Source organism: Bacillus sp. S71 (genome assembly GCF_016625265.1).
Taxonomy (GTDB): domain Bacteria; phylum Bacillota; class Bacilli; order Bacillales; family Bacillaceae_G; genus Bacillus_A; species Bacillus_A cereus.
Genome location: NZ_JACVUW010000016.1, coordinates 1 through 13,615 on the forward strand (window position 1 = coordinate 1; position 13,615 = coordinate 13,615).

Genomic DNA, 13,615 nt, shown 5'->3' on the forward strand with positions numbered 1-13,615 from the left:
AGCGCCTGCCTTGCACGCAGGAGGTCAGCGGTTCGATCCCGCTAGGCTCCATCTAAATAGAAAAAGCTTACATCATATGATGTAAGCTTTTTTGTGTTTAAAAAGACAACTTTTATATTTATCGTTTAAAATGAAGAAAACGTAAAAATAAGGGATGGGGGATAATTGTGAAAGTTGTTATTGCATCTGATTCATATAAAGAAAGCCTAAAAGCTATAGAAGTATGTGAAGCTATTGAAAGAGGTTTTAGAGCAATTTTTCCTAATGCAAAGTATGTGAAAATACCAATTGGAGATGGAGGAGAAGGGACGGTTGAATCGCTTGTTGATGCTACAGGGGGGAGAATTATATCAATTAGTGTGACAGGACCGCTTAGAGAAAGTGTGCAAGCTTTTTATGGCGTGTCTAAAGATAAAAAGACAGCGTTTATTGAAATGGCAGCAGCATCAGGATTACAGCACGTTCCAGTTGAAAAGCGAAACCCACTTATTACAACGACAAAAGGAACAGGAGAACTTATATTACATGCGCTAAATCAAGGGGCGGAGTACATAATTTTAGGACTTGGAGGAAGTGCTACAAATGATGGTGGGGCAGGCATGTTAGCAGCTTTAGGAGTAAGATTTATAAATGATAAGGGTGAAGTAATAGATCCATCTGGAGGTACGTTACATTCGATTGTTGCTATTGATTTTTCACAAATGGACCCACGCTTAAAGGGGGTAAAGATAGAAGCGGCATGTGATGTGGATAATCCATTAGTCGGAATGCAGGGAGCATCTTTCGTATTTGGGAGACAAAAGGGTGCGAATATAGAGATGATGAAAGAGCTAGATGAGAATTTAAAACATTATGCGAATATCCTTAAAAGATATGTATCTTCTGATGTATCTGAAATACCTGGTGCAGGGGCAGCAGGAGGAATGGGGGCGGCTGTTATTTCAGTGCTAAAGGGAGACTTGCGAAGGGGCATTGAAATTGTATTGGATTATACAAATTTCGATAAACATATAGAAGATGCAGATCTCATTATAACTGGTGAAGGTAGAATAGATGAACAAACTGCATATGGGAAGGCTCCTGTTGGTGTTGCGGGGCGTGCGAAACGTTTTTCTGTGCCTGTAATTGCCATTGGAGGGTCTGTATCATCCGATTATTCAGCCGTGTACGAAAAAGGAATAGATGCGGTATTTAGTATTACAACGAGACCGATGACACTAGAAGAAGCATATAGAGTAGCAGAAGAAAATATTGAAATGACAACGAAGAATATTGCAACAGTATGGAAAATAGCGTCAGAAAAACACTTCTAAATGTAGGGGTGTTTTTTTATTATTATTTAATAATAGTGATTGTGATTGTTTCATTAAGTTAACTTTATACATAGAATAGTCTTGAAATTTGATTTTGAACGTGAATATAAGTGAATAATTTGTATATCCATACAGAAAAATGTCGAGTTGAGTCAGACTATATAAAAGATTTAAAATATTTAGTGAAGGCACAGAAGGGGGATACTATCTATGAAAAAAGAAATCTCAGTTATTGGAGTTCCAATGGATTTAGGGCAGATGCGTCGTGGCGTTGATATGGGACCGAGCGCAATCCGTTATGCAGGGGTAATTGAAAGAATTGAAGAAATTGGATATGACGTTAAAGATATGGGAGATATACGTATAGAGAGAGAAAAAGAGATAGATGAAAATACAAAATTAAGAAACCTTACACAAGTTGCAACTGTATGTAATGAATTAGCAAGTAAGGTGGATCATATTATAGAAGAAGGTCGTTTTCCACTTGTATTAGGTGGTGACCATAGTATTGCTATCGGTACATTAGCTGGTGTAGCAAAACATTATAAAAACTTAGGTGTTATTTGGTATGATGCACACGGTGATTTAAATACAGAGGAAACTTCACCATCTGGAAATATTCACGGTATGTCACTTGCAGCAAGTTTAGGTTATGGACATTCTTCACTTGTAGATTTATATGGAGCATATCCAAAGGTGAAAAAAGAGAATGTCGTAATTATCGGTGCGCGTGCATTGGATGAAGGAGAAAAAGATTTCATTCGCAATGAAGGTATTAAAGTGTTCTCAATGCATGAAATTGATCGTATGGGGATGACGGCTGTTATGGAAGAAACAATCGCATATTTATCTCATACTGATGGTGTACACTTATCATTAGATTTAGATGGTCTTGATCCTCATGATGCACCAGGTGTTGGGACGCCTGTAATTGGTGGTCTATCTTATCGTGAAAGTCACTTGGCGATGGAAATGTTAGCAGAAGCGGATATTATCACATCTGCTGAATTTGTTGAGGTAAATACGATTTTAGATGAGAGAAATAGAACGGCAACAACAGCAGTTGCTTTAATGGGTTCTTTATTCGGTGAAAAACTAAAATAAATGTAAGAAAAGCAACTGAGAAGTTGCTTTTTTTATTTGAAAATAGGCGTATAATAATGATTTATATTATACTGTAAGATAAAAATGTTTGACATCTTACCAATTTGAGCTAAAGGGGGTTGTTTGTAATTGTCGTTTGTTTCATGTATGGTATAATTAACTAGTTGTTGGAAATACATACAGATAGAGCATAAAACAATATTTCAATATATGGATAGAATTGCTCGTAAGTAGGAGGAAGGGATAGCATGCCTTTTGAAGATACGACCATTTTGAAATATCTTAGTACGGCATTAGATATTGCCATTGTATGGTTTATTATATATAAGCTGATTCTCATAATCCGAGGGACGAAAGCTGTTCAACTTTTAAAAGGGATTACAGTTATCATTGTCGTTAAGATGATTAGTATTTTCCTTGAATTGCATACGTTATCTTGGCTAACTGAACAAGTATTAACATGGGGATTTTTAGCCGTTATTATTATCTTTCAGCCAGAATTGCGAAGAGCACTTGAGCAGCTAGGGCGCGGGAGTTTATTTTCGCGTGTTGGACCGCATGAGGATGATGAACCTGAAATGGTTGCAACAGCGATAGCAAAAGCAACCGAATATATGGGGAAACGTAGAATAGGTGCATTAATTACTTTGTCAAAAGAGACCGGTATGGGTGATTATGTGGAAACGGGTATTCCGCTGAATGCAAACGTATCATCGGAATTACTTATTAATATTTTTATTCCAAATACACCTCTTCATGACGGAGCGGTAATTATGCAAGGAAGTACAATTAAAGCAGCAGCATGCTATCTTCCATTATCAGAAAGTCCGTTTATTTCTAAAGAATTAGGAACTAGACATCGTGCTGCAATGGGAGTTAGTGAAGTTACTGATAGTATTACAGTAGTTGTGTCTGAAGAAACTGGTCAAATTTCTTTAACGAAAAATGGTAAGTTGCATCGTGATTTGAAGACAGAACAGCTGAAGGATATGTTATTAGCTGAATTTAGTGGGAACGAAAAAACGACTTCTTCGTCTTTATGGAATTGGAGGAGAAAGCGTCATGGATAAGTTAATGGAGAATCATTGGTTTTTAAAAGGGATCTCATTACTATTGGCGTGTATGCTTTTTATGTCAGCGACGTTAACTGAGAAAAATACGACATCAGGTATATTACCTTTTGCAAATGATACGAAAGAAACATTAACTAATTATGAGATTAATCTTAAGTATGATGAGGAGAAATATATTGTAAGTGGTATTCCAGCAGAGGGCGTTAAGGTGAAGTTAGAAGGCCCAAAAGCATCAGTTGCTACAGCAAAAGCAAAAAAACAATTTGACATACCAATTGATTTGCGAGATAGTCCAAAAGGAACTTATGAGATTTCTTTAAAAACGAACGGGCTTCCAGACGATGTGAAAGGAACAGTTCAGCCATCAACAATTAAAGTTACTCTTCATGAAAAGGCGAGAAAATATGTTCATGTAGATTTGAAATTATCAAATGAGGATCAAATGCCAGCGGGGGCTACTCTCGAAAAATCAAGCATTAAACCGGATACTGTTGAGGTAGTTGGGACGAAAGAAGAAATTGAAAGCATTTCATCTGCCAAAGCGTATGTTGATTTAAAAGGTGTTAATAAAACTGTTACAAAAACGCCCGAAGTTACATTATACAATAAAGAAGGAAAACGTTTAAATGTAAGAACAAGTCCATCTAAAATTAGTGTAACGTTGAATGTGGCAACGCAAACTACAGCCAATAATACTGAAAAAACTGTTCCTGTAACGTATACGAAGAAGGGGAGTTTAGCAGAAGGATTGGCAGTTACAAATATCAGTGTCGAGCCGAGAGAGGTAACGATAGCTGGTCCAAAAGATATTTTGGATAATATACAATCGCTAGAGGGGGTCGAAGTAGATCTTAGTCAATTGACAGAGTCTACAACATTCGATGCCTCTGTTTTATTACCCAAGGGTGTAACCAGTGCAAAACCGAATCAAGTGAAGGTTTCAGTGGGAGTGCAAAAAACAAAACAAACGAAAACAAAAACGATTGATGGCATCCCAATCCAAAAAAATGGACTTTCTAAAGATGTTACGGCTCAGCTAATTTCGCCGCAAGATGGAAAGATAAGTGTTGATATTTCAGGAGAAGCAAGTATAGTAGATAAAATAACAGCTGCCCAAATAACAGCGGTAATTAATTTGCAAAATGTATCTTCAGGGACGAAAGATATTTCTATTCAAGTGAGTGGTCCTGGTAATATTTCAATAGAGCCAAAACAAAAAAGTGCTAAAGTTACTATTGTAAAGAAAGAAAAACCAGATAAAGAAGTACAGGGTAACGGTCAACAACCGGATTCAAACACCAATCAAGAAAATCAAAATGAGAAGCCAAAAAATCCTGAATCCAATCAAGAAAAAGAAACGGAACAGGAAAATAATCAAAATCAAGATAAAGATAAAGAAAATAGTCAAGAACCAACGGTAGATAACCATAATCAAAAAGAGCAAGAAAAAGGAGCGAATCATAATGGGTAAATATTTTGGTACAGATGGAGTACGTGGAGTTGCAAATAAGGAGTTAACACCTGAATTAGCTTTCAAAATTGGGCGTTTTGGTGGTTATGTATTAACAAAAGATACAGATCGTCCAAAAGTAATTATCGGTCGTGATACACGTGTATCTGGCCATATGTTAGAAGGAGCTTTAGTAGCAGGTCTATTATCAACTGGAGCAGAAGTAATGCGCCTTGGCGTTATTTCTACACCGGGTGTTGCTTATTTAACAAAAGCACTAGATGCACAAGCAGGTGTTATGATTTCTGCATCTCATAATCCAGTACAAGATAACGGTATTAAATTCTTTGGTTCAGACGGCTTTAAATTAACAGATGAGCAAGAAGCTGAGATTGAAGCTTTATTAGACAAAGAAGTTGATGAACTACCACGTCCGACAGGTACTAATCTTGGACAAGTGAGCGATTACTTTGAAGGTGGACAAAAATATTTACAGTACATTAAACAAACTGTTGAAGAAGATTTCTCTGGCCTACATATCGCTTTAGATTGTGCACATGGTGCAACTTCTTCTCTAGCTCCATACTTATTTGCAGACCTAGAAGCTGATATTTCAACAATGGGAACTTCTCCAAACGGTATGAATATTAACGAGGGTGTAGGATCTACACATCCAGAAGGCTTAGCTGAATTGGTAAAAGAAAAAGGAGCGGATATCGGACTTGCTTTTGATGGCGATGGCGACCGTTTAATTGCTGTAGACGAAAAAGGAAACATCGTTGACGGTGATCAAATTATGTTTATTTGTGCGAAGTACATGAAAGAAACTGGTCAATTAAAACATAATACAGTTGTTTCAACTGTTATGAGTAACTTAGGTTTCTACAAAGCACTTGAAGCAAACAATATTACAAGTGATAAAACAGCAGTTGGTGACCGCTATGTAATGGAAGAGATGAAACGCGGTGGTTACAACTTAGGTGGAGAACAATCAGGCCATATTATCTTACTTGATTACATTACAACTGGTGACGGAATGTTAAGTGCACTTCAACTTGTAAACATCATGAAAATGACGAAAAAACCATTATCTGAGCTTGCAGGAGAAATGACGAAATTCCCACAATTGCTAGTAAACGTTCGTGTAACAGATAAAAAATTAGCATTAGAAAATGAAAAAATTAAAGAAATTATTCGTGTTGTAGAGGAAGAAATGAACGGTGATGGCCGTATTCTTGTTCGTCCATCTGGAACAGAGCCACTTATTCGTGTAATGGCAGAAGCACCAACACAAGAAGTTTGTGATGCATATGTACATCGCATTGTAGAAGTTGTGAAAGCCGAAGTTGGCGCTGAGTAATTAGCTGAATTTATATGAAAAAGGAGCACAAAAAGTGCTCCTTTTTCATATGTTTTATAGACGATGAAAAAAATTTCATTGACGGTTTATCCATGTTTGTTATAAGATGGTCTTGTTCTTTTTCTCAAAGGAAATATTGTAAATTATAAAAGCGCCAGAACTACAAATAGTGTAGTTGACGAGGTGGGGTTTATCGAGATTTCGGCGGATGACTCCCGGTTGTTCATCACAACCGCAAACTTTTACTTAAATCATTAAGGTGACTTAGTGGACAAAGGTGAAAGTGTGATGAGAGAAGAGGAACGGATGAAAACTAGCTGTATAAGTATATACGGACTTAAACCCAATCGAGAGGAAGGTGAAAGCCGTTACAAGCTTACAGGGCTAGCAATATGTAATCCGTTTTTTTAGTATAAATAAAAATGGTATCGGACTATGTCGTTACATGTTCGCAGAGCAGTGTAAGCATTTGTAACGGCGACTAAACATGTGTGGAATCGTAGGATTTATTGGAGAGCAAGATGCAAAGGAAATTTTATTAAAAGGTTTAGAAAAGCTAGAATATCGTGGATATGATTCAGCAGGTATTGCAGTACAAGCAGAGAACGGTGTTGTTGTATACAAAGAAAAAGGCCGTATCGCAAAACTTCGTGAAATCGTAGATGAGAACGTAGCAGCAAGCGTAGGTATCGGACACACACGCTGGGCTACACACGGTGTTCCAAGTAAAGTAAACGCGCATCCGCATCAAAGTACATCAAAACGCTTTACACTAGTTCATAACGGTGTAATTGAAAACTATGAATTAGTGAAAAAGGAATATTTACAAGATGTAACGTTCGTAAGTGAAACAGATACAGAGATTATCGTACAGCTTATGGAACAACAAGTGAGCACAGGATTAAGTGTAGAAGAAGCGTTCCGTAATACGCTATCTCTTTTACATGGCTCTTATGCAATCGGATTACTTGATGCTGAAAATCCAAACATGATTTATGTTGCTAAAAACAAAAGCCCGCTATTAGTAGGTGTTGGTGACAACTTTAATGTTGTGGCAAGCGACGCTATGGCGATGTTACAAGTTACAGATCAATTTATTGAGTTAATGGATAAAGAAATCGTAATCGTAACGAAAGAAAGTATTACAATTAAAAACTTACAAGGTGAAACGATTGAACGTGCACCGTTTACAGCGGAATTAGACGCAAGTGATATTGAAAAGGGAACATATCCTCACTTCATGCTTAAAGAAATCGATGAGCAACCACTTGTAATCCGTAATATAATTCAAAAGTATCAAGATGAAAATGGCGAGATTGAATTAAATCAAGACATTCGCAATGCGATTTTAGATAGCGATCGTATTTACATCATTGCATGTGGAACGAGCTATCATGCAGGTCTTGTTGGAAAACAATTTATCGAGAAGTTTGCAAAAATGCCAGTTGAAGTGCATGTAGCAAGTGAATTCTCTTACAACATGCCATTATTAACAGAAAGACCATTCTTCATTTACATTTCACAAAGTGGTGAAACTGCTGATAGCCGTGCAGTACTTGTACAAACAAATGAAATGGGTCATAAAGCATTAACAATTACAAACGTGCCTGGTTCTACTCTTTCTCGTGAAGCTGATTATACACTTCCGTTATATGCTGGACCAGAAATTGCAGTTGCATCAACGAAAGCTTACACAGCACAGCTTGCAGTACTTTCAATTTTAGCAGCTGATATTGCTAAAGCAAAAGGTGAAGTTCTTGATTTCGATTTAACACACGAACTAGGACTTGTAGCAAATGCAATGATAGAACTTTGTGATCAAAAAGAAGAAATGGACGCATTAGCAAAACAATTTTTAGCGACAACGCGTAACTGTTTCTTCATCGGACGTAGCGTAGACTTCTACGTAGGATTAGAAGGTGCGTTAAAACTAAAAGAAATCTCTTACATCCAAGCAGAAGGATTTGCTGGAGGAGAGTTAAAACACGGTACAATCGCTTTAATCGAAAATGGTACACCAGTTATCGCACTTGCTACACAAGAGCACGTAAACCTTGGAATTCGCGGCAACGTGAAAGAAGTAGTAGCACGCGGTGCTAACCCATGTATCATCTCAATGAAAGGCTTAGAAATGGAAGGTGACAGCTTCGTATTACCAGCTGTACACGAAGCACTAGCACCGCTAGTAGCAGTTATTCCATTACAACTTATCTCATACTACGCAGCACTTCACCGCGAGTGTGACGTTGATAAGCCACGTAACTTAGCTAAGTCTGTTACTGTTGAGTAGGAGATTGGTAGGTTAATAAATATAGTTGTAGCTTTAAAATAAATTTACAAATTTGTACCCCTTTAGATATTTTATCTAAAGGGGTATTTTTGTGTCGGAAAATAACATCTAGAATTGGTAAGTGGATAGAACCCTATAGATTAAAGTTTTACTTTATCAAATTCACTTTTATTTATCTGAATTTTCCATTATTATTTTAAGTATTCATGAACAATTTCTTTGATTACGACAAAAAGAGACGAGAGATTTATGGACATTTCAGGGGGGGATATTGATGAAAACGATTAAAAAAACATATCTAAGTATAGAAGAGATTATTTCATTACCAACCTTATCAAGTACAAACATAAGTGATGATGGTAAAAACGTAGCATTTGTAAAGAAGACGGCTGATTGGAAAGACAATACATATAGGAATCATGTATGGATATATGAAAAAGATAAGAAGCAGAGTTACCCATTATCAAATGGGGATATAGATAGTACACACCCATTATGGTCTCCAGATGCTAAGTGTATCGCATATCTTAGTCCAGTTGGTGATGGGAAAAATCAGATATTTGTTAAGTCGCTAGATAGTTATAGCGAGGTTCAAATTACTGATGAGAAGGAAGGAATTAGTACATTCAAATGGGATCCTGCTGGCAAAGGTTTTTATTATGTTGCACAGTCAAAAGAATGTGAGGAAATAAAGAAACGTAAGGAATTATATGGAGATTTCCATCATGTAAGTAAGGAACACCAGAATAATTGTTTATATTACATTGAAATAGAAAAGGTGATACAAAGTGATACAGATGAACATGAGAACAGAGTTGTTTATCGATTAACTGATGGTAAGGATTTTCATATCCATGAATTTGATATTTCAAATGATGGTAAAAAGGTTGTATTTATGGCGACACCAAGCTCAAATATGGCAGATTATATAAATGGAGATCTATACATACTCCATATTAAAGCTGGAGAGCTACAAAAGCTGAATGTGGATAAATTGTTGGGAGGGAGTGTTTGCTTTTCTCCAGAGGGCAGCAAAATTTGTTACTCAGCAAGCATAAGAGAGAGGGATTACTATAGAAACTATATACAAGATAGTACGTTAGAGATATATGATATTCATAATGGAGAGCTAATTCAACCTTTAACAGATTTTGATAGTACGGTTATGCCATTACAGTGGACAGCTAAAGGGATTTTAATTAGATGGCAGAATAAAACGAATTATCTTATTGGGTTGCTAGCTGAAGATGGAACTGTGGAAATACTAAGCGAAAAAGTAGATGGCTTTATAATGGATGCTTCTATAACAAAGGATGGCAAATATATATCCTACAATAAGGCAATAACAAATGAAACCTTTGAAATCTATTTAGACGATAAAAAAATAACGGATGAGAATAGCTTTTTCAAAGGGAAACTTAGAAGTAACAGGGAAATCATCTCATGGAAAAGTAGCGATGGTCTTGAAATAGAAGGTGTTTTATCAACGCCGGTAGAGTTTGATACTAATAAAAAATATCCTTTATTAGTAGTAATTCACGGCGGTCCGGCTTGGGCGTCTTTTCCGATATTTTCAGACTGCTTCAATGAGAAATATCCGATTGAACAGTTTATTGAAAAAGGCTTTATCGTTTTAGAACCAAATTACAGAGGAAGTTCAGGTTATGGTAATGAATTTTTAAAAGCTAACTATAGAAAACAGGGGATTGCTGACTACGATGATGTTATATCTGGAGTGGATGAACTAGTAGAAAAAGGGATGGTAGACAAGGATAGAGTAGGAGTTATGGGATGGAGCAACGGTGGATATGTATCAGCTTTCTGTTCTACATTTAGTAGTCGATTTAAAGCTATTTCAGTTGGCGGTGGAATCACTAACTGGAGTACCCATTATGTAAATACAGATATACCTTACTTTATTAGAATGTATTTAGGAAATACTCCATGGAATGATCCAGAGATATATACGAAGACATCACCTATGACGTATATTGAATCAGCTTGTACGCCTACCTTAATTCAGCATGGAGAAAAGGATGCAAGAATTCCAATTACAAATGCATATGATCTATATCAAGGATTAATGGATATGGAAGTGGATACAGAATTAATTATATTTAAAGGAATGGCATATAGTCCTAATCAGCCGGGAATGAATGTAGCTATTATGAAGCAGAATTTGATGTGGTTTTCACACTATATTCTTGGAGAAAGTATGGAGGGTTTTAGAACTTTATAATGGATGTTTGTACAAGACATAAGGCTGAAACGGTCTTCATCTTGAGATGATTTATTATAAAATATATACTTAAACTAATATCTGTACACACATCAGGGAGGACTAATATGACAGGAAATAAAAATGACTTACTAGTAGAAAAACGTCAAGAGTTATTGAAAGTATTGCAAGCTCGTTTTGAGAAAAATATGAACCGCCATGAAGGTCTTGAATGGGCTAAGGTTGAAGCTAAGATAGAAGCTAATGCTGAAAAATTATGGTCACTTAACGAAATGGAAGTAACTGGCGGTGAGCCGGATGTTGTCGGTTATGATGAAGAAAAGGACGAATATACTTTCTATGATTGTTCAAAGGAGAGTCCTAAAGGCCGCAGAAGTCTTTGTTATGATCTTGAAGCGTTAGAATCAAGAAAAAAACATAAACCAGAAAATAATGTTATTGATGTTGCAAATGCTATGGGCATTGAACTATTAACGGAAGAACAATATCGGGAATTGCAACAACTTGGGGATTTTGACATGAAATCATCAAGTTGGGTACAAACACCTTCAGATATTCGAGAACTCGGTGGTGCTCTATTTTGCGATTATCGCTTCGGACATGTTTTCGTGTACCACAATGGAGCAGACTCTTACTATGCTGCCAGAGGTTTTCGTGGCTCGTTAAAAGTTTAAATTAGGATAAATAAGAAAAAGAGCCTATACTCAGGCTCTTTTTCTTATTTATATTTTAAAAGTAAACTGTTACTACGCAGTTTTACTTAATTTATATGTTCCGTGGTTATTTTTACGGAAAAGTTTAGGGAAAACATAGCCATCTAATCCAATACGTCCAGCGTTTTGCCCTGCAACTAAAATGAACATAGTTAAAATAAGCAGATTTGGGTTTACACTAACAGTTCCGCTTAATAAAAATGAAAGATTCATTATGATTCCGAAAAATGCAGCTGTTTTTGTTAATCCGCCTAAAATTAAACCTAGACCTACTAAAATTTCTCCCCATTGAACTAAAAAGCTAAATAGGTCTGCGTTTGGAAGAACAAAATGTTGAAGAAAATCTGCCCACCAACTTTGTACTGCAGGATGGTCACCTGATGCTTGAGCGATAGCGCCCTTTAGAAAACCACTTGCATCAAAAGATTGTCCGAAAACTTTACCTATCCCAGCAGCGAGCCATTTATACCCTATGTAAAGCCGTAAAAGTAATAATATGAAAGCAGCACGTTTATCAGTTCTTAAAAAATTGATAATCATTGAAATCCCTCCAATATTGTATTTACAAGTTTATTATATATCCATTGTGAAAAGATTCACAATGGATAAAGTGTGAACAAAAATGGTGTTTTTATAAAATGAAAAAGGCATATAACAATCATATGTTATATGCCTTTTCTAATATATACTTAGTAACTTATTTAGGTAATGTAAATTTAGCTTTTTTACCTTGTGAAATATCTTTAGCTTCTTTATTTCTCATAGGTCCTAACTCAATCTCAAAGCTTTTGTCTTTCCAAATCTTTTCATACTGCTCTTGATCTAAAATATATACTTGTAGTAACTCTCCAGATGTTCCAGTTTTAACTGCAGCATTATAGTCATAATTTAATAGCATACCTTCATTAATCGTATATTGTGTACCATCATTCACTCTTAATGTAGAGCTTATAGGAGATAGTGAAACGTCTTGAACATCTTTGTTATCAAGCTTGAATTTTACTGTTAACAGAACAAGACCGTTTTTAAAATTTGCAAAGCGTGGAGCTTCGACGGAATTTGGTGTGAATTGAGTGAATTGGTATCCGTCTAATGTAACATTAACAGCGCCTAATTCTTGGTTGTTATTAATACTTGATTTCTCTTTTAACATTTTTTTATCGCCCATGTTATTAGCTGTAGCTTTATCTTGGTAGAAAGTATTATCTGTTGCAACTTTTTCAGCACCCTGTTTGTTTAAACTTAATGAAAAGCTTCCAGGATTTCCGATTGGAGCATCAAATTTTCCTTTATTAGCTTGTGCAGTTGGGACTGTGACTGAGACTGTTGAGAGACTTGAAATTTTCGCTAGATCATCTTTTCCGAATGGATAAGCGATATAACCAGAAATAGTTTCTCCTGCTTTTACTAAGTAATCATTCGTTGGAGCAAGTTTAGTTGGGAGCTGATCTTCTTTTGGAATTAAATCTTTATAGTTACTATATGCTTTCTGCGCGCCAGTAAATGACATGTCCAATGCTGGCATATAATAAATATCTTTAGCTGAACTATTTTTTACGCTGTAGTTCACAAGAATAACTCCGCCTTCTGTTTGACGATTAAACGGAATATCGAAGTTTGTATGGAATCCATTTAATTCAACTAATGTGTAACTATTCATTGATACTGAAACATCTTCAGCTTTATAGACTTGTGGTTCTTTATTTTCAAAAAGAACTTTTGTTTTACCACCTGTTTCTTTTTCCATATAGGAAATCAGCTTAGAGTAGTCGCTTGATCCAGTAGCTGTATTTTCAGGCTTTTTATCTTCAGTTTTTTTATCTTCGGATTTTTTTTCAGTAGGTTTACTTTCTTTCGTTGTATCTGTTTTTTCCGTTTTGCTTTCTTTTGTTGCATTCTCTTTTTGTTCTTTATTTGTCGTATCGCTTTGACCACAGCCGGTTATTACAAAAGCTGCTACGATTACTGCAGAAAATAAAGAAAGTAATTTTTTTGACATATTTCTTCCCCCTATTTGTTTAAAACTAAATTCTCACATTAGCCCCACGTTTTATTATAAGAAGGTTAGTCAAT

The 13,615-nt window shown here is 35.9% G+C and carries 10 protein-coding genes and 1 pseudogene; 9 read left to right on the forward strand and 2 right to left on the reverse strand.

The window, feature by feature from the left end:
* Nucleotides 1-167 precede the first annotated feature (167 nt).
* The 9 genes and pseudogenes from IBT51_RS23760 to IBT51_RS23795 all read left to right on the forward strand — a co-directional run bounded on the left by IBT51_RS23760 (nt 168) and on the right by IBT51_RS23795 (nt 11,503).
* Nucleotides 168-1,313, forward strand: coding sequence for a glycerate kinase (locus IBT51_RS23760; protein ID WP_086422769.1), 1,146 nt, complete (start codon nt 168-170; stop codon nt 1,311-1,313).
* Between the two features lie 210 nt (nt 1,314-1,523).
* Entirely contained in the window at nt 1,524-2,417 is an 894-nt protein-coding gene (gene rocF / locus IBT51_RS23765; protein ID WP_000711574.1) for an arginase, read from the forward strand.
* A 248-nt stretch (nt 2,418-2,665) separates the two neighbouring features.
* Nucleotides 2,666-3,487, forward strand: a complete 822-nt coding sequence (gene cdaA / locus IBT51_RS23770; RefSeq protein WP_001115694.1) for a diadenylate cyclase CdaA — start codon at nt 2,666-2,668, stop codon at nt 3,485-3,487.
* Entirely contained in the window at nt 3,480-4,961 is a 1,482-nt protein-coding gene (locus IBT51_RS23775) for a CdaR family protein (protein ID WP_053565444.1), read from the forward strand. Before cdaA ends, IBT51_RS23775 begins: the two co-directional genes overlap by 8 nt.
* On the forward strand, nt 4,954-6,300 hold the full coding sequence (gene glmM, locus IBT51_RS23780) for a phosphoglucosamine mutase (protein ID WP_000521476.1): 1,347 nt from the start codon (nt 4,954-4,956) through the stop codon (nt 6,298-6,300). The genes IBT51_RS23775 and glmM overlap by 8 nt, the downstream gene beginning before the upstream one ends.
* A 288-nt stretch (nt 6,301-6,588) precedes the next feature.
* Nucleotides 6,589-6,775 (forward strand): annotated as a pseudogene (locus tag IBT51_RS27145) (hypothetical protein).
* 12 nt (nt 6,776-6,787) lie between these two features.
* Nucleotides 6,788-8,590 (forward strand): glutamine--fructose-6-phosphate transaminase (isomerizing), encoded by a 1,803-nt coding sequence (glmS, locus tag IBT51_RS23785; protein ID WP_000334155.1) that lies wholly within the window; start codon nt 6,788-6,790, stop codon nt 8,588-8,590.
* Nucleotides 8,591-8,864: 274 nt separating this feature from the next.
* Nucleotides 8,865-10,829, forward strand: coding sequence for a S9 family peptidase (locus tag IBT51_RS23790; RefSeq protein WP_200458787.1), 1,965 nt, complete (start codon nt 8,865-8,867; stop codon nt 10,827-10,829).
* Between the two features lie 107 nt (nt 10,830-10,936).
* Entirely contained in the window at nt 10,937-11,503 is a 567-nt protein-coding gene (locus tag IBT51_RS23795) for a DUF4256 domain-containing protein (RefSeq protein WP_000147403.1), read from the forward strand.
* A 72-nt stretch (nt 11,504-11,575) separates the two neighbouring features.
* Here IBT51_RS23795 and IBT51_RS23800 read toward each other — a convergent pair whose 3' ends face one another.
* Entirely contained in the window at nt 11,576-12,082 is a 507-nt protein-coding gene (locus IBT51_RS23800) for a DoxX family membrane protein (RefSeq protein WP_064531583.1), read from the reverse strand.
* 157 nt (nt 12,083-12,239) lie between these two features.
* A complete protein-coding gene (locus IBT51_RS23805; protein ID WP_071731284.1) occupies nt 12,240-13,541 on the reverse strand; it encodes a DUF5068 domain-containing protein in 1,302 nt (433 codons plus the stop codon).
* Nucleotides 13,542-13,615: the final 74 nt, after the last annotated feature.

What these genes read in the sequence shown, in the direction of transcription:
- rocF (WP_000711574.1), top strand. Translation starts at nt 1,524, where the DNA reads ATGAAAAAAGAAATCTCAGTTATTGGAGTTCCAATGGATTTAGGGCAG.
- cdaA (WP_001115694.1), top strand. Translation starts at nt 2,666, where the DNA reads ATGCCTTTTGAAGATACGACCATTTTGAAATATCTTAGTACGGCATTA.
- IBT51_RS23775 (WP_053565444.1), top strand. Translation starts at nt 3,480, where the DNA reads ATGGATAAGTTAATGGAGAATCATTGGTTTTTAAAAGGGATCTCATTA.
- glmM (WP_000521476.1), top strand. Translation starts at nt 4,954, where the DNA reads ATGGGTAAATATTTTGGTACAGATGGAGTACGTGGAGTTGCAAATAAG.
- glmS (WP_000334155.1), top strand. Translation starts at nt 6,788, where the DNA reads ATGTGTGGAATCGTAGGATTTATTGGAGAGCAAGATGCAAAGGAAATT.
- IBT51_RS23790 (WP_200458787.1), top strand. Translation starts at nt 8,865, where the DNA reads ATGAAAACGATTAAAAAAACATATCTAAGTATAGAAGAGATTATTTCA.
- IBT51_RS23795 (WP_000147403.1), top strand. Translation starts at nt 10,937, where the DNA reads ATGACAGGAAATAAAAATGACTTACTAGTAGAAAAACGTCAAGAGTTA.
- IBT51_RS23800 (WP_064531583.1), bottom strand. Translation starts at nt 12,082, where the DNA reads ATGATTATCAATTTTTTAAGAACTGATAAACGTGCTGCTTTCATATTA.
- IBT51_RS23805 (WP_071731284.1), bottom strand. Translation starts at nt 13,541, where the DNA reads ATGTCAAAAAAATTACTTTCTTTATTTTCTGCAGTAATCGTAGCAGCT.